Genomic DNA, 24,037 nt, shown 5'->3' with positions numbered 1-24,037 from the left:
AATCAATAACTTTACAATTATAAATGATTTTTAAAGCTCATAAAATAATAATCCCGACTAAAGCCGAAGAAATTGATATAACGTACAATCTATTGCCGTTTTAGTTCTCATATCGACCCGATAGCCTTATAAACGGAAAGAGGTATTCCGCCTACTGGTCGGAACTCCTACTTTTTTAAGTAAATACACTTGCTCACCTTGTTATCCCTACGTAGAATCGCCCGCGTTTTGCTTTTTAGCAATCATAAAAATATGAACGACAGTTCACAAAAATGGCCTTTTATACGGCTATTTTTTTATTTAAAAGGATACCTAATGAATCACACATTTAATAAAACTCTTATTGCTTCACTCTTAACTTTATCTGCCGGCGGTGTATCGGCTTCTTTATTCCAACTTGCGGAAGTTTCAACGTCAGGACTCGGTATGGCGTACGCAGGTAATGCGGCGGTTGCGGACAATGCGTCCGTAGTAGCAAATAACCCGGCGTTAATGACTAAATTCAAACGCCCTGAAATTTCAGCCGGTGGCGTGCTCGTTGATACAGATTTGACCGTTCGCGGAATCACTTCAAACGGTAATCAAGCTTATGCAGGTAATGTCGTACCAACCGCACCGATTCCTAATATATATTTCGTATTACCGGTGAATGATGATTTCTCATTCGGTTTAGGTTATAACGTAAATTACGGTTTAAAAACAAAATATCCGACCGATTTCGCCGCAGGTTCATTAGGCGGTAATACCGAATTACAAGCGCATAACTTCAACCTAAGCGGCGCTTATAAATTAGGTTACGGTTTTAGCATTGGTGCAGGTTTAAATGTTGTTTACTCTAAAGCGGAATTTATTCGTCATTTAGGTGATAATGTCGAAGCAGGTGCAGCTCGAGCTAAGGCAGGGGCAGCACAAGCAAGAGCGGCGGCTGCAAAAGCAAACGCAGCGGGTTTAACCGCTCAAGCGCAAGCATTAACCGCCACAGCAAACCAATATCAAGCTTTAGGTAATTTATTATCCTCTTATAAACGTTCAACAGAAGTAGCTCGTGTCAGTGGCGATGAATGGTCATTAGGTTGGAATGCCGGTTTAGTTTACGAGTTGAATGAAAATCACCGCTGGGGTTTAGCATACCACTCTCCTGTAGATGTGAAATTTAAAGGTCATTACAGTAACGGTATTTCTGCTGCAACAGGAAGTTCTATCGTTGCATTCCCAACAGCCGGTCAAGAGTTTCCGGGTAAATTAACACTTAATTTACCGGCATTCTGGGAATTATCGGGTTTCCATAAATTAACCGACCGCTTAGCGGTTCAATATAGCTGGAAACGTACCGAATGGAGCCGTTTAAAAACGTTAGATGCTTACAGCACTAAAGGCGAACATTACTTACACAAACAAGAAGATTTCTCGGATGCGAGTCGTTATGCACTAGGCGTATCTTATGATGTATCCGAGCCATTAACATTACGTGCGGGTATCGCTTATGATGAAAACGCAAGTACCAATCATCCGTCAATTTCGATTCCGGATACAAACCGTATGTGGTATTCGGTGGGTGCAACCTATCGTGTAACCCCTGCGCTTTCGGTGGATGCCGGTTATGCGTTCCTACGCGGTACGGCAAACAGCTTTGACGAAAAAGGTACGGCATTTAAAATTAAAGCTCGCGGGAATCTCTACGGCTTAAATCTTAACTACAAATTCTAACGCCTAACTCAAAATAGGAAATTACGAAGATGCCAAAGGCGTGTAAACTGATTACACGCCTTTTTATTTACTTTAAGGAGAAATAATGAAATCAACGATTTACTATCAATATTACGATTCACCGGTCGGCAAGCTGTTATTGATTGCCAATGATAAAGGTTTAATCGGCATTGAGTTTGAGCAAGAACAGCTCACAAGCGATGCGCAAAAATGGCAAGAAGCTAACGAAACAAGCGGTCAAATTTTCGAAATTTTTTGCAAAACGCGCGATATTTTAGACCGCTATTTTGCCGGTGAGAAATTGGAGTTTAGACATTTGGATTTTCTGGCACCGCAAGGTACCGAATTTCAGAAATCCGTCTGGCAGATTTTATTAACCATTCCTTACGGCAAAACCACCAGTTACGGTGAAATCGCACGACAACTCGGTAAACCGAATGCAATGCGAGCGGTAGGCGGTGCGGTCGGGCGCAATCCGATTTCAATTATCGTGCCTTGCCACCGCGTATTAGGCAAGAGCCAAACTTTGACCGGCTTTGGCGGCGGCTTACCGGCTAAACGCTATCTATTGGCACTCGAAGGAATTCATTTTAAAGATAAAGGGATTGAATTCGTCAATCCGAAACATAAAAAATGGGATAAAGCCTAAATACGTTATCCCCTTTCGATTAGTAATTTTCTTTTACCCAATTTTCCGCTAATGCTAAATCCGCTTGCCACTGTTGAGCGATTTGGAACACCCATTGTGCGATATGCTGTTCCCACACTTCTCCGTTATCGCTCTGCGCAAGTTGTGCGACTTCTTGTAAGCGTTTCAAGCTGACCGAAGCCAATGCGCCTTTGATTTTATGCGCTTCATCCGCCGTACATTTGCGCATTTCCGGCGAATCGGTTGCCTGCCATTCGGTCAGATAATGTTGTAGATTAGCCAAATACTCCGGCATTAATTTGGCGAATAATGCAAAGTTCGCCAATACCGCTTTCGCCCCCATTACCTCAATAAATTCCGATAAAATTTTACGATCATACGGTAGGTTGAGCGTTTCTTCCGTTTCGACAAGCGGTGGAATTTCAGCGGTTTTTTCCGAAAAATCACTGTTAAAATAATGATTTAGGCATTCGGATAATGCTTCCAACGAAAGCGGTTTACGCAACACGTCGTCCATACCCTGTTGCTGATATTCCTCTTTGGTTTGCATAATATTTGCGGTTAATGCCACTAACAATGGTAAATAATCCACCTCTTCGTTTTCATAACGTTCGCGTAATCGTTGTGCAATATCAAAGCCGGTCATATCCGGTAATTGAATATCCAGTAAAATCAAGTCGTAGCTGTTCCGTTCAAATAACTCAAACGCTTGTGCGCCGGTCATTGCGACATCCACATCACAGCCGAATTTCTCTAACATGGCACGCGCGACAACCACATTCACTTCAATATCTTCCACCAATAAGACTTTTAACGCGTGCGCGTTGATTTTCACCGATTTTTTCGCTTCGACCGGATCCGCCTGAATAGTCAAGGTAAAAGTTGAACCTTTGCCCATTTCACTGCGTAGGGTTAAATCACCGCCCATTAATTTTGCGATACGTTTTGAAATCGCCAAACCGATACCGCTGCCTTGCGCTTTTCTTTCCTGAGAATTTTCCGCTTGATAGAACATTGCAAACACTTTGCGTTGTTCGTGTTTCGGAATACCGATGCCGGTATCTTTCAAGCTGAAGCTGAAATGATCGTTATCAATCCGTTTCACGCTTAAATAAATATCGCCGCCAGCCGGAGTAAATTTGACCGCATTGCTGACCAAATTCCACAGTATTTGGCTTAAACGGGCGTTATCCACATAGATAAAATTCGGTAAATCATCCGAGTAATCGATATGAAATTTAATTTTATTTTGTTCCGCCATTAAATTGCCGAAATTACTAATATCGCTAATCAGTTGCGAGAATTCGATTTCTTTTCTAAACAACTCGACTCGACGGCTGTCAATTTTTTCCAAATCGATAATATCGCTAAAGATATGCCCCAGCGAAACCGCACTGATATTAATCGTTTTTAGATATTCACGTTGTTGATCGGTCAATTCGCCTTCCAGTAAGATTCGACTTAACCCGATAATACCGTTTAACGGGGTGCGTAATTCATGGCTAATCGTTGCCATTAACACGCTTTTATCACGGTTATTCTTTTCTAAAGTTGCATTTAAAAAAGCGTCTTGTTCCCGCAAAATACCGAGATCATAAACGCTCTGCTCAAGCTGGATTCTAGACTTTTCCAATTTCTCGACAATCAGATTGAAGAAATAAATGACAAAAGGTGCGGAAATCAATCCGAAAGAAATCGAACGTAAAATATCTTGCGCTAAAATACCGCCCGTAAACAGATAGGTTAAAAGACTTTGTGCGACAATGGCACAGCTGGCCAATACAAAGAATCCCAACAGGGCAGCCTTTCCTCTCCCCAAGCGCAATACCCAATTTACATAACTCTGGCTGCATTGTTTGATCGCCTTCATTGTTCCCCCTTAAAAGAAAATCCTTTCTATCGTTTAAAAATAGAAAGGATTTATTATAGCTTAAACTGTGTATCTGAATAGTTTTGATTATTGATTCAAATCGGATTATTTCCAATAAAATAAACAGATAATCGCAATAATTGCAATAAAGACACCTAAGTAGTTAATTTTATTAATTTTTTCTTTAAAAACTAACGCGCCGATAAATGTGCCTAAACAAATCACGCCGAGGTTCATACCGGTAAACACTAATGTCGGATCATCTTTCATCACTTGGTGTGCTTTAATGTAGAATAAAATATTGCAGAAATTCAATACGCCCAACACTAAACCGACAGCTACGCTCGGCACGTGCCATTGCGTACGTTTAAGCAATAAATAAACAAACATTAAACAGCCGGCAAAGACAAAGGCGATAAACAGCGTTACCGGAAAAGCCGAGCCGGATTTGGCAATTTGTTTAAACAAGGTATCGGTCATTCCATAGCCTAACCATACGCAAGCTAAACTCACAATTGCAATTTTACCGCCTTTACCCATACCATGATGAGTCTTCCAGAGCAAACATCCTAATGCAATAAAGGCTAATACCAATGCAATCAATTTATTTTGGGTAATTTGCTCACCGAAAATGGTAAATGCCGCCAAAATCGGTAAAAACAGCGAAAGACGTTGTGCCGCATCGGTACGAATAATGCCAGCAAATTCAAGTGATTTGGCTTGAATCAGGAAAATGGTTGGTAATAAGAAACCTAATGCAAAAAACAGATAAGACGAAGGGTTATTCGCCACAATATCGACTACAGTTTGCCCTTTAAAATCCGGATTCAGTAAAAAATAAGTCATCGAAGTCGTGACGATATAGTTCACTGCGATACTTTGATCAATGGCAATTTGCTTTTGGCGTGCAACCTTAATCAGCACACCGACCGAGACGCTACATAAAATAGCGATCACAAGTTCTAACATAAAAATTCTCCTTTATAAACAAAGCTTCGCATTCTACAAACTTCCTTATGAGATAGATAGATCAAGCGGTCGGATCTGTGCAAAATTTTGCAAAAATACGACCGCTTGTTATGCTCTATTTACGTTCAAATAAACGTCTTTCCGGACTTTCGATTTGTTCTACCAAAATCAAAATTGCCGCATCACCGCCCCACTCTCTTGGCGCTTGGTGTAAAGCGATGATTTTAGGGTGTTGCACCAACCAACGGGGAATTTGATCTTTTAAAGTACGGGTGCCAAAACCAGTCATAATGCTGGCACAATAAACTTGTTCTCTCTCGCACGCCAAAATCAGTGCCGCTAATTCTTTTTTTGCTTGTTCACGGGTTAAACCGTGCAAATCCAAAAAAAGCTCCGGCTGAAAATCGCCACGACGTAGTTGTTTTAAAATATACGGGTCAATATCCGCACGCAAATATTTGATTTTCTCATTTTCTTCTCGTAATAACGGTTCATATTCATCGGAGAAGAAAAATTCGGTGTCTTTTTGTTCTTGTAACTCTCGTAATTCATTAACTTTTTTACGAGGCGCAGTTTTCGGCACAAAAGTGTCTTGTTTAATTTTTTTCGTGCCTTTTACCGCTTCTTGGAAAAGTGCAAAATCTTCGTTATCTAACATGCTGTTTGTCCATTACTAAAAATTCCGCTTCCGGGAAATTGCGTTCAATACACTCTCTTAAATAGTTTAGCGTACTTTGCTGAATAATTTCGTCTGTTGGTGGATAACTATTATAGATCAAACTGACTAACGGAATCTGTTTTTGTTGGCACGCCATTAAACTGAGCAAGGTATGATTAATCGAACCTAATCTGCCGGAAGTCACTAAAATCAACGGTAATTGCTGCTCCGCAATATAATCAAGCGTGGTATGTCGGTTATCATAAGGCACAGCTAAACCGCCTGCTCCCTCTAACAAAACATAATCATATTTTTCGGCTAATAATCGGCTGGCTTCGGCAATTTTATGCGTATCAATCGTGATATTTTCCATTTCCGCTGCCAAATGCGGCGAACAAGGATAGCGAAAAAGATAAGGACAAGTAATACCCTCTTTATCTTCTTCCGTGAGTGGCAGATTCTGCATTTGACGGTGTTGCAAAATATCGCTGGAAATCCCCTCACAGCCGGTTTGAATCATCTTTTGAGTGATTACCGAATAGCCTTGTTCCATCAAGCGTTTAGCATAAAAGCCGGTGGCGATCGTTTTACCAATATCGGTATCAATACCTGATACAAAAATGATTTTGCCCATTATTTTTTCACTCCCAAAATAAAAATAGGCGCATAAGTCAAATAAACGCCTTGTTCACAGCTAAATTGCGCTTGATATTGTTCACTAAATTCCATCAACTTTTTGCGTGTCCAGGTTTGCGTACTAATTGCCGTTACCCCGGTTTTCCGCAGGTGTTGCAACACGGCAAGCGGTGAAGCAAAGGTTAAACGAATCTGCCGTTGCATAATCTGTAACTGGGTAAAGTCTTTACTTAACCAAAAATGCCAATCTGCTGGGCTTGGGTAAGTCAGACCGACACCCGTTAGTTCACGAATTTCCGCCAAATTTTCCGTTGTAAAACTATTAAATAGCAAAACACCATTTGGCTGTAACAGCTTCGCGGCTTGCGAAACAAAAGTTTGCGGCTGTTCAAACCACTGTACTGCGGACGCAGAACTGATCAAATCAAATTGTCCATCAAAGGCTAAATGTTCCGCATCGCCGGCTATAAATTTAAAGGAAATAAGCGGTCGATTTTCGCCAATTTTTTGCACGACGCAATCTTGATAGACATTACTCAGATCATTGACGGCCAAATGTTCCACTTGATATTCACGCATTAAATGCTGAGTTAAATCGCCCGTACCACAACCGATTTCCAACACTCGCCGAAAACATTGTTTATTCGTTTGGGCAAGCAAATTTACCAATTGTCGATTAATCTGTTGTTGAGCGATCGCATGCTCATCATATTCCGTGATATGGGCTGCAAAACGTTGTGCAATCAATGGCTTATCTAACTCTGCCATAATTGTTCCCACTCAGAAAAATGTTGCCAGAGATAATGCTCACCTTTAGATAGGTGTGTCATACGCACCTTTTTATCTTGCCAAAAAGCTAGCTGATTTTGTGCTGAAAAAATACGATCTTTCTCGCCAATAATGACATTCGTCCAATGTAGCTTCGGCGTAACAAGATTTGCCTCGATTGCCGTATTCAATACCTCAAGTTCATGATGAATTTCAGCAAGCGAACGCTGTTCGGGTAATGCGAGGTAAACATTTAACAACTGTTTATCACCACACATTCGGCGTTCAAACTTCAAGCGATTTTCTGCATTTAATGTTTGTAATGTGCCGTCAAATATCTGTAGCGGAATGCCCCACAAGTCGTGTTTAGGAAAAAGCGTACCGTTAATTGCTGTCGCAGAAGCCAAATTAATCTCCGGCAATACCTTTTCCGCCACCCAAACACCCATCGACCACGCCACTAAGCGGACGGTTTGGTAACGGCTAAAATCAAAAGCAGGAAAGTTTAAATCTTGGTAATCATAACAAATCAATAAGTCATAACCGTTCGGCAACGCTAAATGTGAGACGACTGATGCCGGTGTGCCCCAACCGGCAAAATAAATAATCAAATTGGCTTGTTGAGTTGAAATTAATTTTGTTTTCACTTTGTCTCCTTATAAACAAGCAATTAAGCGATCTAATTCTTCTGTGGTTACATCTGCGGTTAAGGATAGTCGGATACGAGCCGTACCTTTCGGTACTGTCGGCGGGCGAATCGGCAAGCAATAAAAACCTTGTTGTTGCAATGTTTTGGCTTTTTGTACCGCTTGTTCGTTTTCTCCCACGATAAACGGAATAATGCAACTTTGCGTTTGTAGCGGATAACTATTTTTCTGCTGTACCGCTTGTTTTAGCTTCTCACTGAGATGCGCTAAATGCTGTCGTTTAGGTTGAAATTCGGGTAACCGCTCAAATAAAAATGCCGTCCACGCGACATTTAGTGGCGGTAATGCCGTTGAAAAAATCAGCGGACGCATCGTGTTGATTAAGTATTCCTTAATCACTTGATCGCACACTAAATAAGCCCCCATCGAAGCCAATGCTTTACCGAACGTACCGACTAAAAAATCGATCTCATCGATACAGCCTAATACTTCCGCCATGCCTAATCCCTGTTCTCCGTATGCCCCGATTGCGTGCGCTTCATCCACATACAGCATAATGTGACACTGGCTGGCAAAGGCCTTTTTTAATGCCACGAGTTCAGCCAAAGGCGCAATATCGCCGTCCATACTAAAAATACTTTCGGTCACAATGATAATTCGCTCAAACTGTGCAGCATATTTGCTGAGTAATTGAGTTAAATGTTCGAGGTTATTATGTTGATAACGATAAAAAGACACGCCGGCTAAACGGATACCGTCAATCAAACTGGCGTGTACTAACTTATCGGCAAGAATGAGGGTATTTTTATCCGATAACGCCGGCAAAATACCGATATTGGCATGATAACCGCTGTTAAATAACAAAGCCGCTTCTCGCTGAAAACGGTTGGCAATCAGCTGTTCAAAATCTCGGTAAATCGGGAAATTACCGGTTAGCAGACGCGAAGAAGATGAGGTAAGCGGGGTAACAAGCGGTTCATTTTCATTGATTTTTTGCAAAAATTGTTTTTGTAAGAGCTGATCTGAAGCTAGCCCCAAATAATCGTTTGAAGAAAAATTTAGCATTCGACGATTATCGGCAATAATCCACTTCCCATCGTGTTGAATCGGCGGTAACGCTCGCTTTAAACCGGCTTGCGTTAATTCCGCTAACTTTTGTTCGAATACATTCATAAAACCTCCGTAAAATGTATTACGTTTTATTCGTTATAAGCTATTTTTAATACTTGCAATAATGCGCTAGTGAGTTGGGTTAATTCCGCCTGACTAATAATAAACGGCGGCATAATATAAACCAGTTTGCCGAAAGGGCGAACCCAAATGCCGTGTTCGACAAATAATTTTTGTAGTGGTACCAAATCAACCGGCTGTTGCATTTCTAATACACCGATTGCGCCTAATACTCGTACTTCCGCTACCGATTTAAAGTGTTTTGCCGGTGCGAGTTCCTCAATTAATTGCCGTTCAATACGTTGAATATTGGCTTGCCAATCACTTTCTAATAATAAATTAATCGATTCATAAGCAATCGCACAGGCAAGCGGATTCGCCATAAATGTCGGGCCATGCATAAAACATTTTGCTTCTCCTTCGCAAATGACCGTTGCAACTTTTTCTGTAGTAACGGTTGCAGATAAAGTCAAATAACCGCCGGTGAGTGCTTTGCCCAAACAAATAATATCCGGCACCACCTCAGCGTGTTGCAACGCAAATAATTTGCCAGTCCGCCCGAAGCCGGTTGCAATTTCATCGAAAATTAACAGAATCCCGAAACGATCACATAATTCTCTTGCTTTTTGTAAATAAACCGGCGAATAGAAATACATCCCACCTGCGCCCTGTACAACAGGTTCGAGAATTAATGCGGCAATCTCATCGCCATGTTGTTCAAATAAATCTTGTAGTGGCAAAATCGCTTCATCTCGCCATGCTTCACCAAATTTCACACTCGGTTGCGGCAGAAAATATTGCACCGGTAAACTGGAATTGAATAAACCGTGCATCCCAGTAACGGGATCACAAACTGACATCGCATGCCAAGTATCGCCATGATAACCGGAACGAATAGTGGCAAATTTAGTGCGTTTTTTAGCATTTTTTTGACCGCTTGCTTGCGCATATTGCAATGCCATCTTCATAGCGACTTCAACTGCTACCGAGCCGCTATCAGCAAAGAAAATTTTATTCAGCTCAGGCGGTAAGATTTCCAATAATTTTTGCGAAAGTTTAGCCGCCGGCTCGTGAGTCAAGCCACCAAACATGATATGGCTCATTTTGCTTAATTGTTCGGTTGCCGCCTGATTTAATCGAGGATGGTTATAGCCGTGTAATGCAGCCCACCATGAAGACATTCCATCAATCAATTTTTTACCGTCTTTAAGTGTAATTATTACACCGTCAGCACGTTCTACCGGATAAGTGGGAATAGGATGAGTAATGGAAGAATAAGGATGCCAAATATGCTTTTGGTCTAGTTCGATAAGCTCGGTCGTTCTCATTTTTATTTCCTTTAATTTTGCGGAATTCTAGCGCAAAAAACTATATCGGTATAGAATAAGCCTGCTTTAACTTATATAAAAGGGGCAACTATGTTTGAACATAACTTAGAATTATTAGAAGAAATTACCGAGTCATCCGCAGCGGATGATTTAAAAACGATTCAAGATATGATGCGTTGGGCATATAGCTATTTCAACGCTTCGGATCTTTACTATGGTCACGGATTGGATAATCCTTGGGACGAATCTCATCAATTGGTATTAAGTGCGTTAAATTTACCGATTGACGTGCCGGAAGCGATGTATTCCTCTAACCTGACCCGCATTGAAAAAGAACGTATTATCGAGATGGTGATTCAACGCCTAGGTATGCGTAAACCGGTGGCATATTTAACTAATTCCGCTTGGTTCTGCGGTGCGGAATACTATGTGGACGAACGTGTGATTGTGCCTCGTTCACCAATCGGCGAATTAATTCAACAAGGATTTACCGGCATTTTACGTGCCGAACCGAAACGTATTTTAGATATGTGTACCGGTAGCGGCTGTATTGCGATTGCCTGTGCCGAACGATTCCCGCACGCAGAAGTTGATGCGGTCGATTTATCGCTTGATGCGTTAGACGTGGCACAAATTAATATCGAGCGTCATCAAGTTGCACATCGCGTATTCCCAATCAGCTCAGACTTATTTACCGATATTCCGCAAGATAAATATGATTTAATCGTGACCAATCCGCCGTATGTGGATCAAGAAGATTTAGACGATATGCCGCAAGAATTCCACCACGAACCGGAATTAGCATTAGGTTCCGGCGTTGACGGTTTAGATATTACCAAGCGTATTCTTGCCGAAGCACCGAATTATCTGGCGGATAACGGTGTATTAGTTTGCGAAGTCGGCAACAGTATGGTGCATTTAATGGAACAATTCCCAAGCGTACCGTTCCACTGGGTTGGACTCAAAAACGGCGGACTCGGTGTATTTGCCCTCACTCGTGAGGAATTAGTAAAACACCATCAGTTGTTCCAATAGACCTAAAAAAGCGGCCATATTTCTTCCTTTTTTACAAAATTTTGAAGAAATATGACCGCTTAACTTTATACGGAATTCGGATTAAATATATTCCACATTAATAATATCAAATTCCACTTTACCGCCCGGCGTTACGATGCTGACCGAATCGTCCACTTCTTTACCGACTAAGCCGCGGGCAATCGGAGAATTGACCGAGATTAAGCCTTCTTTAATATTCGCTTCATCGTCACCGACAATGCGATAAGTCACTTCTTCCTCGGTGTCCGCATTTACTAAGCTGACGGTTGCACCGAAAATCACTTTGCCGTTATTTGTCATTTTAGTAACGTCAATAATTTGTGCATTACCTAGTTTACCTTCGATTTCTTGGATACGACCTTCACAGAAACCTTGCTGTTCACGTGCCGCGTGGTATTCGGCATTCTCTTTTAAATCGCCGTGTTCGCGTGCTTCTGCGATAGCATCAATAATTTGTGGGCGGCGAACATTTTTTAGAAATTCTAATTCTTCACGAAGCAATTCTGCTCCACGCACCGTCATAGGAATTTGTTTCATTATTTATCCTTTTCAAGTTTACTAAAATAGTTTAAAGGACTATTATTCAACGTCTTGTTAAAAATATCAACTCCCGAATTTATATGTTGTTAAAATCCGTTCGCTCATACATTCAAAATCTTTTACTGACGAGTATCTTTATTCCGAGTATTTCTTTTGCCGAAATAAATACCTCGGAGCTTCTCACCAATTTACCGGCAGGTGCCTCCGCCAGTTTTATTGCGAAAAACCTCGAAACCAATCAAATTATTACACAATATCAAAGTGATGTTTTTATGTTGCCGGCAAGTACACAAAAAGTATTTACCGCACTTGCCGCCAAATTGGTTTTACCGAATGATTTTCGCTTTCAAACGGCTTTATTAACGAATGGAAAAGTGGAAAACGGAATAATAAAAGGTGATTTAATCGCCAAATTCACAGGTGATCCGGATTTCACTAGCGGTCAGCTTTATCAGCTTATCGGACAATTAAAAAAACAAGGTATTGAAAAAATAGAAGGTAATTTAATTTTAGATACCTCTGTTTTTGCCAGCCACGATAAAGCAGCGGGCTGGATTTGGAATGATTTAACTATGTGCTTTAACGCTCCGCCGGCAGCCGTCAATGTGGATAACAACTGTTTTTATGTCAATTTAGACGCCAATCAAAAAGTCGGTGATTTTGCCAAAGTTAATGTGCCTTCCGCTTATCCGGTACAAGTATTTAGCTCCGCTTATATCGTCGATAAAGCGGAAGCTCCTTATTGCCAGTTGGATGTCGTAGTTAATGACAACAACCGCTATCAAATCAAAGGCTGTATGGCTCGCCAAGCGGAACCGTTCGGATTGAGTTTTTCCGTACAAGATCCCGCTACTTATGGTGCAAATTTGATTAAAGCGAATTTGAAGCGCCTAGGCATTGCTTTTGAAGGGAAAATTCAAGAACCGCTTAATGCGCAAAAAGGTACTTTGTTGGCGGAACATTGGTCTGCTCCGTTACCGGAACTTCTGAAAAAAATGATGAAAAAATCCGATAACCAAATTGCGGATAGTCTATTCAGAACCATTGCCAATCAGCAGCATAATCGTCCGGCGTCTTTTCCGTTAGCTAGTCACGTATTACGCACTTTATTAAAATCTAAAGCGGGCGTTACCTTTGGAAATAGTATTGTCGCAGACGGTTCAGGTCTTTCTCGTCATAACCAAATCAATGCGGAAACGATGTTGCAAGCCCTTGAATATATTGCAAAAAATGAAGCGCAATTACAGCTGTTTGAAACCTTCCCGATTGCGGGTGTGGACGGTACGATTTCCGGTAGGGGCTCTATCTCCGTCGAACCGCTGGCGAAAAATCTGATTGCCAAAACCGGTTCACTGAAAGGGGTATATAATCTGGCGGGCTTTATGAAAAATGCGCGAGGTGAACGTATCGCCTTTGTACAATTTGTAAACGGCTATTCAACCGGCGAGCTGGAAAGTAAAACCAAACGTGCGCCGTTAGTGAATTTTGAAAATAAATTTTATATGGCGCTCTTTAACGAATAATTTCCCTAAAAGGCACTCCTGACGAGTGCCTTTTACTTATGCAATTAAATCCTGATGACTTCTCCGCATTTTTACTTCAATATAACTACAACTTGGCTTGATTTTTAGCCCTTTTTCTTGAGCGAATGCAATTAATGCGGCATAAAGCTCACCGGCAATCCCCTTTCCTTGAAAAGCTTCGTCCACTTTGGTGGTATAAGCGTCAATCACATTATCTTTAATATAGCGATAACGTAATCTTCCGGCTTTGATTCCCTCTTCGCTTAGATAGCTAAACTCAAAATTATCTAAATCATGTTTAATCATAACGCCTCCTATATTTTCTGCATTCTACGCTTCTTTCTGTTTCCTGCAAGCGGTCATTTTTACAAAAAACTTCGGTATTATGTAGCAGTTGCACAAAGCCTAAAATGCAATCTTAGCCGCAGTAAAATTTTTGATGCCCTTAATCGTTAAGGGCATTTATTTTGGCAAATTTTAGCTGATTTCCCTGTACTTACATTTCAATTCGTTTTTTAGTTAAACAAATTAGGCTGCCAGTAACTCTTGTTCGTACTTCATTCTTTCATTGAGATTTTTGAAGTAGGACTGGGAAATTTCTTCGGGGCTAAATGCAGTCATACCGATAAGCTCTTGCGTGCGATGATTTCCTTGCCAGTAACCCACCCATTCCCTTAATGGCAATATCCATAAACAACGTTTGAGAATATCACTAAATAGCTCACCATTAGACTTTTGGCGATTATCTGACATAAATGCCGCTTGGTTGGCATAATGTAGGGCGTATTTGTTATCGCATTTGTGATGTACACCACGATGTAAATCACGGAAACGAGCGTTAAAGGATTCGGCGAGATTATTACTCACACCTTTGGCACTATAACATTCTTTATGATTAACACTCCAACGAGTGTAGTGAAAATCCAGACCTTTGTAGGCTAGGTTTTCATCACACATAATATCGCTACCTGCTTTTACAAAACGATGGTTTAAGGCGAGAACGATGTTAGCGTTTTCGGTGTAATCCATTGCGACAATAGTTCTATTTGAGCCCCACAATGTTTCATCATTAGAAGCACGTTGATTTAGGCTGATAATGAAACGTTTAGTTGGTCTCAATTTAGGATAGTTTGTCTTTTTATCTCGTTGTTTATGTTGATTCTTTTTAAAATTTGCTTTGCGTAGCTTATAGTTAATCAACGTCCCATCTTCGTGAATTTCCCTTTGTAACGGAGTTAAATCACGAGTTTTGAATAGGGCTTCACGCAATTTATGGCAAAGGACGAATGCCGTTTTATAACTGATATTAAGATGACGGCTCATTGTTATTGCCGAAATTCCTTTGACTTCATTCGCAAAGAGAAGAGTTGCTGCCAAAATATCAACAAACGGTAATTTATGAAAAGCAAATGCTGTATTAGTCGTAATATAGAAGTGGCGTTGGCAATGTTTGCAGCACCAACGTTTGCGAGATTGAAGAAAATAAGCGTGATGGCGTATGCCGCAATGCGGACAACAAACATCGTGAAGATTATCAGGATTGCCCCAACGGTTTGCTTTTAAAAGTCGGAAGGCTTCATCTTCACTTAGGCGGAAGATGTGTTTAAGGGATAATGTTTTAGATTTGCTGGAAAGTAAGTAATGAGCCATAAGTATTCCTTGTGTGTACAAGGCACTCAAAGCTAAACGCCAGACATAAAAAATCACCCACCTGAATTTTCAGGTCGGCTCAAAGCGTTTTGCCTTGAATACCGTACTGCCACAAGAAATACGTGGACTTTAATAAATGAGTTGCAAACCGAAATAGAGCCTTAATAAAGGTCTCTACGCCTATATGGTTCGCTTTGCTTCTTTGAAAGAAACTAGGCTAAATATAAATAAATGGTTCATTGGCAAATTGTAGATGTTCATCAACGATGAACGGTATTTAATATAGATCTACGTTGTTTTTCTGTCAAATAAAAAAGCAACTCATTGCTGAGTTGCTGTGAGAAAGCTAATTTTATCGAATTATAAACAATAGGAGTTCATCTAAAAGACGAACTCCATAAATGGGGATAATTATTCCCATTTCACTGGAATGGTATCGACTAAAATCCAGCGTCGTTTTTCATAAGGGATAGTAAAGCCATCCTTATCTTTAATATCATTAGATTTGAAAATATTGATTTCGGCATCGGCTAATTTTGTTGCAATACAAGATGAATCACTTTCTATTCTTGCAAGATTATCCCAATAAGTAAAATAATTACATCCTGCTCTTATAAATGTCTTCATACTATCTAAGTCAATATTCATACGAAGGATATATTTATCACTATCCCTAGCCATGTGATCTTGCGCTTTAGCAATTAAATCCACTTGTTTTCGACTTGGCTGTAGAAGATCAGACTTGATCTGACAAATCATTATAAAAATGAGAGTTTCCCGTTTAGAATATGAGTGTCTAAAATTCAATCTAAACAAAAAAGGAAACTCTCATGTTTTATTCTAACAATCCGCTCATTAAACACAAGACCGGTTTACTCAATTTAGCAGAAGAACTCGGAAACATTTCTCAAGCTTGTAAAGCGATGGGAATGAGCCGAGATACATTCTATCGCTATCAACAAGCCGTAGCGCAAGGCGGTGTTGAAGCATTACTTAAGCAAACTCGTCGGGTACCGAATATCAAAAATCGAGTAGACGAGCACATTGAGCAAGCTGTTGTAAAATTTGCTCTAGATTTTCCAGCTTACGGACAAGTTCGAGTGAGTAACGAACTTCGCAAGCAAGGTGTGTTTGTTTCAGCCGGTGGTGTTCGTTCCATTTGGCTACGTCATAATCTTACTAACTTTAAACAGCGTTTAAATGCACTAGAGAAAGAAGTGGCTGAGAAAGGCATTATTCTAAATGAAAGTCAAGTCCAAGCCCTAGAACGTAAGAAAGAGGATGATATATCGAGTGGAGAAATTGAAACCGCTCATCCGGGCTATTTAGGTTCACAAGATACCTTTTATGTAGGTAATTTAAAAGGTGTTGGACGCATTTATCAGCAAACATTTGTTGATACTTATAGTAAGGTTGCTTTTGCAAAGCTCTACACAATGAAAACCGCAATTGCCGCTGCAGATATGCTCAATGATAAAGTACTGCCGTTCTTTGAAGCCCAAGGATTACCGATGTTGCGTATTCTCACCGACCGTGGCAGTGAATATTGTGGCAAAGTGGAAAATCACGATTATGAGCTTTATTTAGCGATAAATGACATAGAGCATACTAAAACGAAAGTGAAGCATCCACAGACGAATGGTATCTGTGAACGTTTTCATAAGACTATCTTACAAGAATTTTACCAAGTCGCATTTAGGAAGAAAATATATACGGATTTAGCGACATTACAAGCTGATTTAGATGAGTGGTTAATGTATTATAATCACCATCGAACACATCAAGGAAAAGTGTGCTGTGGCAGAACACCGATGGCAACATTACTTGATGGAAAACGGATTTGGGCAGAAAAGAATTTAAGCTCAAATTAATCTGACAGACACGGTAATTTTAAACGGGAACTGTCAGATTAGGTTTGATTTTCTACAGATAAACCAAGATCCTTATTTTTATTGGGTTCCATAACTTCTCCTTTAAAAAAATAACAATCCTATAATTTACACCATAGGATTGCTATGATTTGAATATTAAGCGGCTCTAGCTAATTGAATATTATTCGAGACATCTATTGATGAAGGAACATATGTTCCTAAATTATTCCTAAAGTCTGAGGAAGACGTAAAGCTCCCGACTGAAGAAATCAATTTTGCTAAGCTATTAGATACGTTCTGTCTATCTTTACTCGTATTGTAATCATTCACAACTTTGGATAATGCTTCTGCAGAGATTTGATTGTTACCCTCCTTAATCAGTTTATCAACTTGTTCTGATGTAATACGTTCTCCTCCTTTACCAATAATTTCCTCAATTTTTCGGTCATTCGTAGCTTTATAGTTAGCAACTGTGCTAGCCAAATCATCTTCTAAGAACCAATTCCCAATACGAACTTTTTCTCCTTTTTGATTAATGATTTCGAGAGAAGAATCTACTTTCTTAAAGGTGAGGTCTTTAAGATTTACATCCGAAAATGCCAGTTTATCTTGTCCGCCAGAGTCTGTAATAGAATCATTTCCATCGCCTGTTTTATGGACATAAATATCATTATCTTTACCTCCCGAGATAATATCATTACCGGTTCCTCCAACAAGGAAATTGTTACCGTTTCCTCCATCGATAACATCATCGCCTGCGCCACCAAATAAATGATCGTCACCATCGTTACCATCAATAGTGTCTACACCATTACCACCATGGAACACATCATCAAATTGGCTTCCTTTGAAAATATCATTAAATTGTGAACCAATGATCTCTTCAACTGATTTGAGTGAGTCCGTCACAGTATAACCAGTATGAAAACGATCATCTTCACGACGATATTCAATTTTTTCTTCACGATTACCAACATTTGTTTGGTGGGTGGCAATTGTTTCATGTAATGCTTTACTGTCTCCGACATAGCGTTTTACTGAATATGAGCCTTTTTCTGTCTCGGCTGTAGCATCAATAACTAATGCGCCATATTCTCCTCTACTGTAGTGAACTCGATCATGTCCGTCCCCGCCATCAATAACGGTAGTACTTGACCCAACAAATACATTATCGTTACCAGCACCTAAATTTGCGATAATTTTAGTATCTTTAGATTCGATAATGTTACCTGCATCATCAAATTTCACAGCGATTCGTTGTACTACATTAGTGAAATCTACGCTTGAGCTAGCATCACCATCTGTTACAGTCCAACTGTCAACTCTTTGTATATGTAATTTTGTAATATAAGAATTTTTACCTTCCTGAATACGTTCCCGATTCTCTTCACCTGGAGTTAGTAATGGAGTTCTGAATAAAACACTTTGTGTCTTTCTATTTGTATTACTAATATTAATAATACCGTTTTTGTTATCTAGCTGTACGGATGAATCGTAGGACTGGTGTTGCCCCTCCTCAAAAGCATCCACATAAGCTTTTCCACTGGAAATTTTATCCGTTCTACGGCTAATTGCCGCTAGGTCTCCAATTTGGTTATCCCATCTTTGTTGGGTAATAGCTACTACGCGTTCAGCCTGAAGTTCTTTATTTAAATTGATAAGAAACTTCATATTGTCTTGTAAATCAGCTAAATGACGAGAATCATAACCTTGCTCAAAATAGTTTTTATTATGTTTTTTCTCCCATTCAACTATTCTGTCATGAACCTTATTTGCAACATGTTCAAACATGGCTTGTTTAGAATATTCTAGAATAGTTGTAATAAGTCCCGTAACACCAGCAACGAGTAACGCAACTGGAGCTCCGACTAGAGAACCCGCGCTTGCAGCTCCAACTCCACCGGAGATAGCTGCTAAAGCAGTGTTAATTGTTGTTACAGAAGCATCAATAGTTCCTGTCTCACGGTGAAAATCAGCTAATAAACGATCTCCATCATATCCTAATTTTTGGAAGCGTTCAGAATATGATTTGATTAAATCAGCTTGTTTAAACTTATCAGCTACATTTAAGAATGAAAGAGGGCTAACAGCTAGTGCAACTGTAGATGCGATTAATGCAGCGACAGGACCAGTTGAAGACAAACCTGAAGCGACTCGTTGGGCAAGAATGTAAGATGAGACCGCTTTTGTTACATTACCTATAATTTGGTTAGCAAATTCTACACCTGCGGCAGCTTTCTTTTCTGTTGAAGCCTTTTTATCTGCTAAAATGAGACCTGCAGATGCTCCAGAAAGTAAACCAGAGATAATGTCCAAACCTAAACTTGCTTTTCCTAGATCTGGTAGATTTTGTAATTTATTACTCAATCCTCCTAATCCTTTCACATTCTGTAAATGTGAACCTAGTTTAGATATTTGTTCTGCAAATGCATCTACAGTTTGCACCGAGCTAGCAATATTACCAACTAATTCATTAGTCAGTTCTAGCCCTGCTTTTGCAAGTTCTAATTGATTAGGATCTTTATTTTGAAGTAATTCATTCAGATTTACTCCAGATAAAACAGATCCTAAAATAGATTGAATACCACCTAATACAGTATTGGCTTTACCTATATTTTGTGAGATGCTAGAAGCACTTCCTAATGTATTGCCAATTTTAGGATTCTTCTTTAATAAATTATCTAGCTGAGGTGCAAATAATACAATTCCTCTATCAGTAAAACCTAGAATTTTCTGAGTTGTATCAAAGCTAGTTTTTGCAATGTCCAAATTGCTGCGTTCTTCTCGCCATACTTCAATACCTAAATCATTAGCAGCTTTAACTAAATCTTGAATTCCATTTCCTTGACCCGAATCATAGCCTTGAGGAATATATAAGATTAATTTTTTAGCCCCATTCTGTAGAGAATGACCAGTTTGAGTTAAACCATTCTTCAGTGTTGTACCTGCTTGATTTAACTTGTTTTTCCCATTTTTCAATCCTTGTTGTAAGGACGATTTTAATGATGACAAAGTGATTTTTGACATAAAAGAGTCTCCTTTATATAATTGATCATTTAAAGATATTATTGTAGAGCTGTTATTAACTCTTGCTCATACTGAAGAAATGTCTTTTCAGCTACTTTTTTTGTTATTTTTCCTCCTTTTAAATATATGATTTTTCCAGTATCTTTTTTGCTAGGATAGATTCTAATTGCCCTTCCAATATCGTATGGAAAACGTTGTCTCATATGTTTATACAATAGAGATGAATCCCCGAATGGGGCAATCCAATCAATGATCCATATACGATCTCCTGCATTCCAATCATCTATTTTTAATGAATTGGTGTCCTTTACATAGCGAGCCTCACTCTCTAGAGTTAATTTGGCCCAACTGCAATATGCAATAGGAAAACCATCATCAACTAGTAACAAATATTGGTCATTTTCAATTGCAGGAATAACATTCTTCATTAACAGTGAAACTGACCAATTTCGGTGCATTGGAGAATTTGCCCATAACCAAGCAATTTGTCCCAATACGTTAAAATCATTTTTTAGCATCATCCCTCCCATTCCCTAAAAAATGAATATAGATAATTTATTCTAAATAAAAAACCATAATATTTTTGTGAAGGAAAACAAGGCAAACGTTTGTCATGATCTGTTTGTTCTTTTTTTAATCAAAAATAATACTGGTCGGATGTTTTATAGGAAATAAAACATTAATTTTTGTTAAGGACTATCCATCATTTTCCTGTAAAATTTTTTGTACCAACGTTCTGTAATGGTTAAGCCATTGCTTTTTGTTGTTGGGTAATGGCTCTTCACGTTCAAAAATACCTTTCATCGCAGAAAATTGTTCAGGATATTGCCAATAAAGTCTTTTTAAACTGGCATAACTTACTTGGAAAGAACGTTGTGCATAAGCAAAACCGTATAAGTCATGCCAATCAGTTTTATCTAGCTTGAGATATTTAGTCATTTTTTGATTGCCATTTTGGATATGGGGCAAAAGTGCTTGATTTCGGCTAAATTGCATTTGCGCTTTTTTGACAAATTGTTTGCCTTTCTCCGTTAAAGGATAGAGCATCATTGCGCTGTAATAACCACTACTGGCTTCTTTATTCGGCGTAATTTGGACTAATTCAAAACCGCATTGTTGCCAAAAATAGGTTAATGCTTCGGTTTGTCCAAAACTCACCGAAATAAAATCAACAAGCGGTTGTTTTTGTTTTGAGATTTGCAAAATGAAATCAGAAATTAACCGCTTGCCAATACCTTGATTTTGGAAATGAGGTTCAACGGCAATACGAGAAATTCGGATAGAGTATAACTGCGGAGCTTCGGGTAGATTACCTTGATAGCAAAGATATTGCGCCACTAAATTCCCTTGAGGGCGCCGTTCTCCTCGCCAAATGGCTTGAGAAAGTTCATTATCTAGCCCTCCTTCATTGATCGCCCAAATCCCACCAATAAGTTGCCCGTTTTCTGAATAAGGAAATAAAATCTGATTTTCGCCATCAAATAAACGGCGTAAATCCGTAGGCGTTGTTTTATAGTGCGCTGCGGCAAGAAGACGATAAAAGTCGGTTTTTGTTATATTTTTTTGATGAGTGTGATGAATTTCATCACAATGAGATTCAAGGGATATTTGCTGTTCTTCCACCTCTTTTTCTACCACTTGGCGGCAGATGACTAAATCGCCTAATAGCGGCAATTCAATACCTTCCGGCACTTCAAAAGGAAAAGAGAGTACATTGGTTGGTTTATCTTTACCACGATAGGTCAGGTTTAATTCGTGGCTCTCGGCTTCATCAACAATGCGAATAGTCATTTCCGTTTCAGGAAAATCCTCCGTTTGAGCTTCATAAGCCAGCGCTGTTTGCACCCAAAGAGTTAATTGTTCTAAGCTGGGTAAATTTTCACTATTTTCACAGGCAATCTGTAAATCAATCATTGGTGTTGTCATAAATACTTTTTCCTTAAATCTAAATTGCTGGTTATTTTACCCGAAGAGGGAAGGGGAAAACTATGACTTTTTTAATTTGAAATTCTATTTATTTACCTATTAAATTAAATCGTTAAATCTAAGTAAATATAGGGGAGTAAGACTAGAAATTTCATAAAATATATTCAATAACAGGGTGCTGTTTAATAAAATTTAAGCAGACATAAGCGGTATTATGTAGCAGTCGCACAAAAGTTGATTTTAGGAAAATTTATGTAGGGGCGGGGTTTATCCCCGCCCCTACGAAATATTTAATGTTTGTGCAAATGCTACATAATACTGAAAAACTTTGCAAATTCGACCGCTTGCTAATGAAAAAAGCAAACGTTTGCGTTATACTAGAAAAGTATTTATTTAACATTCATTTTAAGGAACTTAGAAAAATGGCGATTCAACAGGCGTTATTAAGTGTGTCTGACAAAAAAGGTATTGTAGAATTTGCACAAGGGCTTGCCGCTCGTGGTGTAAAATTACTTTCGACAGGCGGTACGGCAAAGCTGTTAGCTGAAGCAGGCTTACCGGTCACGGAAGTATCGGACTACACAGGCTTCCCTGAAATGATGGACGGTCGTGTAAAAACTCTACATCCAAAAGTACACGGCGGTATTCTTGGTCGCCGCGGTACGGATGATGAAGTGATGAACCGACACGGTATCGAACGTATTGATATAGTGGTAGTAAACTTATATCCGTTTGCGGCAACGGTTGCGAATCCAAATTGCACCTTAGAGGATGCGGTTGAAAATATTGATATCGGCGGCCCAACAATGGTGCGTTCTGCAGCGAAAAACCATAAAGATGTGGCGATCGTGGTGAATAATAACGATTTTGATGCAATTCTTGCCGAAATGGATCAAAACCAAAACGAATTAACCCTTGAAACGCGTTTCAACCTGGCAATTAAAGCATTTGAACATACGGCACAATACGATTCAATGATTGCAAACTACTTCGGTAAACTTGTCCCGCCATACCAAGGTGCTGAGGAAGAAGATTTAACTCAAGTCTGCGGTCAATTCCCTCGTACATTAAACTTAAATTTCGTACGCAAACAAACCATGCGTTACGGTGAAAACTCACATCAAAATGCAGCATTCTATGTAGAAAACGAAGTGAAAGAAGCTTCTGTTTCAACCGCAAAACAATTACAAGGTAAAGCACTTTCTTATAACAATATTGCGGATACCGATGCGGCACTTGAGTGCGTAAAAGAATTTGCAGAACCGGCTTGCGTGATTGTGAAACACGCTAACCCTTGCGGTGTGGCATTAGGTAAAGACATTTTAGAAGCTTATAACCGTGCTTACCAAACCGACCCGACATCAGCATTCGGCGGTATTATTGCTTTCAACCGTGAATTAGACGGTGAAACGGCACAAACGATCGCAGAACGCCAATTTGTGGAAGTGATTATTGCTCCAAGCGTTTCAGAAGCGGCAAAAGCAGCGCTTGCGAAGAAGAAAAATGTGCGTGTCTTAGAATGTGGTGAATTTACTCAAGCGCAAAAACGTTTAGATTTCAAACGTGTAAACGGCGGTTTATTAGTGCAAGATGCGGATCAAGGTTCGGTTTCAATTGACGATTTACAAGTGGTATCCGAACGTAAACCAAGCAAAGAAGAGCTTGAAGACTTATTATTCTGCTGGAAAGTAGCAAAATATGTGAAATCAAATGCGATTGTCTATGCGAAAAACGGTCAAACTATCGGTATCGGCGCAGGCCAAATGAGCCGTGTCTATTCAGCGAAAATTGCCGGTATTAAAGCGGAAGACGAAGGCTTACAAGTTGCTGGCTGCGTAATGGCTTCAGATGCGTTCTTCCCATTCCGTGACGGTATTGATGCGGCAGCTAAAGTCGGCATTACTTGCGTAATCCATCCGGGTGGCTCAATGCGAGATCAAGAAGTGATTGATGCTGCTAACGAACACGGTATGGCAATGGTGTTAACCGGTATGCGCCACTTCCGTCACTAATTATGTCCGAACAAGCGGTCTATTTTCTCT

21 protein-coding genes are annotated in these 24,037 nt (G+C 39.7%); 6 read left to right on the top strand and 15 right to left on the bottom strand.

Annotated features, from left to right (window positions below; genetic code table 11):
- Positions 1-315: 315 nt before the first annotated feature.
- Entirely contained in the window at positions 316-1,707 is a 1,392-nt protein-coding gene (locus tag ASU1_RS02020) for a porin (protein ID WP_039194929.1), read from the top strand.
- An 85-nt stretch (positions 1,708-1,792) separates the two neighbouring features.
- Positions 1,793-2,356 carry a methylated-DNA--[protein]-cysteine S-methyltransferase gene (locus ASU1_RS02015; protein WP_005604606.1) on the top strand — a complete coding sequence of 188 codons (564 nt, stop codon included), beginning with the start codon at positions 1,793-1,795 and terminating at the stop codon, positions 2,354-2,356.
- Positions 2,357-2,375: 19 nt separating this feature from the next.
- Here the strand turns inward: ASU1_RS02015 and ASU1_RS02010 are convergent, their stop codons facing one another.
- From ASU1_RS02010 to bioA, 8 genes are all read right to left on the bottom strand, one after another.
- The gene (locus ASU1_RS02010) at positions 2,376-4,226 is read right to left on the bottom strand and encodes an ATP-binding protein (protein WP_039194928.1); all 1,851 of its coding nucleotides are present in this window, start codon (positions 4,224-4,226) and stop codon (positions 2,376-2,378) included.
- Between the two features lie 105 nt (positions 4,227-4,331).
- Positions 4,332-5,195: a membrane protein gene (locus ASU1_RS02005; protein ID WP_005597621.1), complete on the bottom strand. Its 864-nt coding sequence runs from the start codon at positions 5,193-5,195 to the stop codon at positions 4,332-4,334.
- Between the two features lie 115 nt (positions 5,196-5,310).
- Entirely contained in the window at positions 5,311-5,853 is a 543-nt protein-coding gene (smrB, locus tag ASU1_RS02000) for an endonuclease SmrB (RefSeq protein ID WP_005597623.1), read from the bottom strand.
- Complete coding sequence (bioD, locus tag ASU1_RS01995) at positions 5,843-6,487, bottom strand: dethiobiotin synthase (RefSeq protein WP_005604607.1); 645 nt, start codon at positions 6,485-6,487, stop codon at positions 5,843-5,845. The genes smrB and bioD overlap by 11 nt, the downstream gene beginning before the upstream one ends.
- Entirely contained in the window at positions 6,487-7,257 is a 771-nt protein-coding gene (gene bioC, locus ASU1_RS01990; protein WP_005601273.1) for a malonyl-ACP O-methyltransferase BioC, read from the bottom strand. Before bioC ends, bioD begins: the two co-directional genes overlap by 1 nt.
- A complete protein-coding gene (locus ASU1_RS01985; protein ID WP_005601275.1) occupies positions 7,245-7,904 on the bottom strand; it encodes a DUF452 family protein in 660 nt (219 codons plus the stop codon). The genes bioC and ASU1_RS01985 overlap by 13 nt, the downstream gene beginning before the upstream one ends.
- A 9-nt stretch (positions 7,905-7,913) precedes the next feature.
- Positions 7,914-9,077, bottom strand: coding sequence for an 8-amino-7-oxononanoate synthase (locus ASU1_RS01980; protein ID WP_005601277.1), 1,164 nt, complete (start codon positions 9,075-9,077; stop codon positions 7,914-7,916).
- 26 nt (positions 9,078-9,103) lie between these two features.
- Positions 9,104-10,402 carry an adenosylmethionine--8-amino-7-oxononanoate transaminase gene (gene bioA, locus ASU1_RS01975; RefSeq protein ID WP_005597632.1) on the bottom strand — a complete coding sequence of 433 codons (1,299 nt, stop codon included), beginning with the start codon at positions 10,400-10,402 and terminating at the stop codon, positions 9,104-9,106.
- Positions 10,403-10,492: 90 nt separating this feature from the next.
- Between bioA and prmB the strand changes: the two genes are divergently transcribed.
- Entirely contained in the window at positions 10,493-11,437 is a 945-nt protein-coding gene (gene prmB, locus ASU1_RS01970; RefSeq protein ID WP_039194927.1) for a 50S ribosomal protein L3 N(5)-glutamine methyltransferase, read from the top strand.
- Between the two features lie 81 nt (positions 11,438-11,518).
- Here prmB and greA read toward each other — a convergent pair whose 3' ends face one another.
- Positions 11,519-11,995: a transcription elongation factor GreA gene (gene greA, locus ASU1_RS01965; RefSeq protein WP_005608118.1), complete on the bottom strand. Its 477-nt coding sequence runs from the start codon at positions 11,993-11,995 to the stop codon at positions 11,519-11,521.
- A gap of 83 nt (positions 11,996-12,078) precedes the next feature.
- Here greA and dacB point away from each other — a divergent pair, with 83 nt between their 5' ends.
- Positions 12,079-13,521 (top strand): serine-type D-Ala-D-Ala carboxypeptidase, encoded by a 1,443-nt coding sequence (gene dacB, locus ASU1_RS01960; RefSeq protein WP_005608120.1) that lies wholly within the window; start codon positions 12,079-12,081, stop codon positions 13,519-13,521.
- 36 nt (positions 13,522-13,557) lie between these two features.
- Here the strand turns inward: dacB and ASU1_RS01955 are convergent, their stop codons facing one another.
- From ASU1_RS01955 to ASU1_RS01945, 3 genes are all read right to left on the bottom strand, one after another.
- The gene (locus ASU1_RS01955; RefSeq protein ID WP_005597642.1) at positions 13,558-13,827 is read right to left on the bottom strand and encodes a GNAT family N-acetyltransferase; all 270 of its coding nucleotides are present in this window, start codon (positions 13,825-13,827) and stop codon (positions 13,558-13,560) included.
- 222 nt (positions 13,828-14,049) lie between these two features.
- Entirely contained in the window at positions 14,050-15,171 is a 1,122-nt protein-coding gene (locus ASU1_RS01950; protein ID WP_005608124.1) for an IS1595 family transposase, read from the bottom strand.
- A gap of 411 nt (positions 15,172-15,582) precedes the next feature.
- Positions 15,583-15,882, bottom strand: a complete 300-nt coding sequence (locus tag ASU1_RS01945) for a hypothetical protein (protein ID WP_005597646.1) — start codon at positions 15,880-15,882, stop codon at positions 15,583-15,585.
- A gap of 119 nt (positions 15,883-16,001) precedes the next feature.
- Here ASU1_RS01945 and ASU1_RS01940 point away from each other — a divergent pair, with 119 nt between their 5' ends.
- Complete coding sequence (locus tag ASU1_RS01940) at positions 16,002-17,042, top strand: IS481 family transposase (protein WP_005603118.1); 1,041 nt, start codon at positions 16,002-16,004, stop codon at positions 17,040-17,042.
- Between the two features lie 156 nt (positions 17,043-17,198).
- On the opposite strand, the gene ASU1_RS01935 is transcribed toward ASU1_RS01940, so the two are convergent.
- The 3 genes from ASU1_RS01935 to ybeY form a co-directional block, all read right to left on the bottom strand.
- Positions 17,199-20,069 carry an RTX family hemolysin gene (locus ASU1_RS01935; protein WP_005615301.1) on the bottom strand — a complete coding sequence of 957 codons (2,871 nt, stop codon included), beginning with the start codon at positions 20,067-20,069 and terminating at the stop codon, positions 17,199-17,201.
- A gap of 38 nt (positions 20,070-20,107) precedes the next feature.
- On the bottom strand, positions 20,108-20,590 hold the full coding sequence (gene apxIIC / locus ASU1_RS01930; protein WP_012263032.1) for an RTX-II toxin-activating lysine-acyltransferase ApxIIC: 483 nt from the start codon (positions 20,588-20,590) through the stop codon (positions 20,108-20,110).
- 175 nt (positions 20,591-20,765) lie between these two features.
- Positions 20,766-21,983 carry an rRNA maturation RNase YbeY gene (gene ybeY / locus ASU1_RS01925; RefSeq protein WP_414826798.1) on the bottom strand — a complete coding sequence of 406 codons (1,218 nt, stop codon included), beginning with the start codon at positions 21,981-21,983 and terminating at the stop codon, positions 20,766-20,768.
- 434 nt (positions 21,984-22,417) lie between these two features.
- Here ybeY and purH point away from each other — a divergent pair, with 434 nt between their 5' ends.
- Complete coding sequence (gene purH, locus ASU1_RS01920; RefSeq protein ID WP_005619692.1) at positions 22,418-24,007, top strand: bifunctional phosphoribosylaminoimidazolecarboxamide formyltransferase/IMP cyclohydrolase; 1,590 nt, start codon at positions 22,418-22,420, stop codon at positions 24,005-24,007.
- Positions 24,008-24,037 lie beyond the last annotated feature (30 nt).

Source organism: Actinobacillus suis ATCC 33415 (assembly GCF_000739435.1).
Classification (GTDB): Bacteria; Pseudomonadota; Gammaproteobacteria; order Enterobacterales; family Pasteurellaceae; genus Actinobacillus; species Actinobacillus suis.
This window is presented reverse-complemented; position numbering and strand designations above follow the sequence as displayed.